We start from the raw sequence: 1,617 nt of genomic DNA on the forward strand, positions 1-1,617 counted from the left end.
GTCCGTGAGTATATTTTTGCCAACCTTCACAAGGATGCCATTATCTAGACTACATAGATGATATTTTTTGTCAATGCCTAAGTCCTAGATCTGTATTTCTGTAAAAAATTTCTGCTACCGCTTTTAAGTGGGCTTTTAGCTGTTGTTGGTCTGATGGTGTCATTTTATTTGCCTCATCTTTATTTAACGATTTTACTAGCTTTTTCATTTTATCTCTTTTTTGACACATTTGCCAAAGTGAGATGCACCCTAGCGGTTATGATAGCTCTCCAGGCTGCATGCCTTGACAATGCCGGGGATATTTAAGTTTTTAGCAATTATGTATTGGTTGCGGAAGTGAACCAGTTCGTTGAAGCTGGGAAAGTCATTTCGCAGTAGTTTGATCGCGACGGGTTGCTGATCGCAAGAGCGAATACCACGATAAACTAGAGTTCTATTGCCTGCGTATATTTGCTCGTTTATGTGATATCCTAGAAAAAAATTTGTGATGTTAGTCATATCTACGTATTCCTACTGCTTCTGTCAAGTCTGAAGCTTCTGAGAGTTACTATCTACTATTTTCGCTCGCTCTGCTTTAGTATTCAGTGAATTACATTTTTCTTAATATATTTTGGAGAGAGAGCTATGAAAGCAAGAGTTTAAAACAATACTTTAATTGTTTATCTAAGAGCTGTTTATAGTTGAGTTAATACTAAGTAGGGCTTGCTGAATAAGTAAGGGAAAAGTCCCATCGGGATTGACCATCTATTCAAGCTCGCTCGGACATAAGTTTGTTTTGTCTCAACTTGGCTAACTTATAACTTTTAATAATAACCAACTTGTAAACAGGTGTTATTTTCGATTCTTGGCAAAAAACGACACAAAAAACCTGTCTAAGCCAGGTAGAAAGATTCATGACCAAAAAAGTAATAGCAATCTTCTGTCTCTGAAGTATTAGCAAGTTTTGTCATCACGCGAGCGAGGCTAAATCTTCGTTTCGAGACTCCAAACTTTCCCTCAATTGAACTCCGAATTTTCTCATCTTCTAGAGCCTGCTTCTTTTTTTCTTTGCTGACATTTGCAGGGGGTCTTCCTAAAGGTGGTCCGCTGATTCTAATACCTCTTTCTCTACACCAAGCTCGGTTCTAAGAGTGTCCGATAAATGCGGTCAACATGAACCGATTCAGGATAAGAGCCTGTAAATTTATAATAAGCTTCTATTTGTGCTTTGAAGTCTCCAGACTCGTTAAAGTTATCCCAACTGAGCCGGTCTAAAAATACGTATCTCTCAAAGTAACTCGCCGATATTTTTGCTCCAAACTCTACGGGTTTTCCTGCTTTTCCTCTCACAATTGGACGGAGATGTGGTTGGCTTAAACTGACAATTCTGTCTGAAATACTCTGTTTTTTATGTTCAGCTAGCCAGTGTTGTTGGCGATAGACTTCAGTCACGACTAGTAACATCTTATATTGCCTTTTATTCAGACTCCCTAGGTCAGCACCTAACTCCTTGAGCTGTTCAATGTGAGATAAGTTTCTTTTGATGTACTGGAGTTGCTTTGGGAGCATCCCGGTTTTGTAAATATCCGAATAAGCGTAAAATAGTTAAAATCAATAAAAGCGTCAAAAAAAGTCGAA

The 1,617-nt window shown here is 38.3% G+C and carries 1 protein-coding gene and 2 pseudogenes; all 3 read right to left on the reverse strand.

Going from position 1 to position 1,617, the window contains the following annotated elements:
• Window positions 1–70 precede the first annotated feature (70 nt).
• Entirely contained in the window at window positions 71–208 is a 138-nt protein-coding gene (locus tag QUB44_RS30805) for a hypothetical protein (protein WP_333373705.1), read from the reverse strand.
• Between the two features lie 47 nt (window positions 209–255).
• Window positions 256–498, reverse strand: a pseudogene (locus tag QUB44_RS30810) (hypothetical protein); the annotation flags it as partial.
• 250 nt (window positions 499–748) lie between these two features.
• Window positions 749–1,545: pseudogene (locus QUB44_RS30815) on the reverse strand (transposase); the annotation flags it as partial.
• Window positions 1,546–1,617: the final 72 nt, after the last annotated feature.

Source organism: Microcoleus sp. AT3-D2, assembly GCF_036705715.1.
Lineage (GTDB): Bacteria > Cyanobacteriota > Cyanobacteriia > Cyanobacteriales > Microcoleaceae > Microcoleus.

Excerpts from the sequence above, each read along its gene's own strand:
- QUB44_RS30805 (WP_333373705.1), bottom strand. The coding sequence starts at position 208 with ATGAAAAAGCTAGTAAAATCGTTAAATAAAGATGAGGCAAATAAAATG.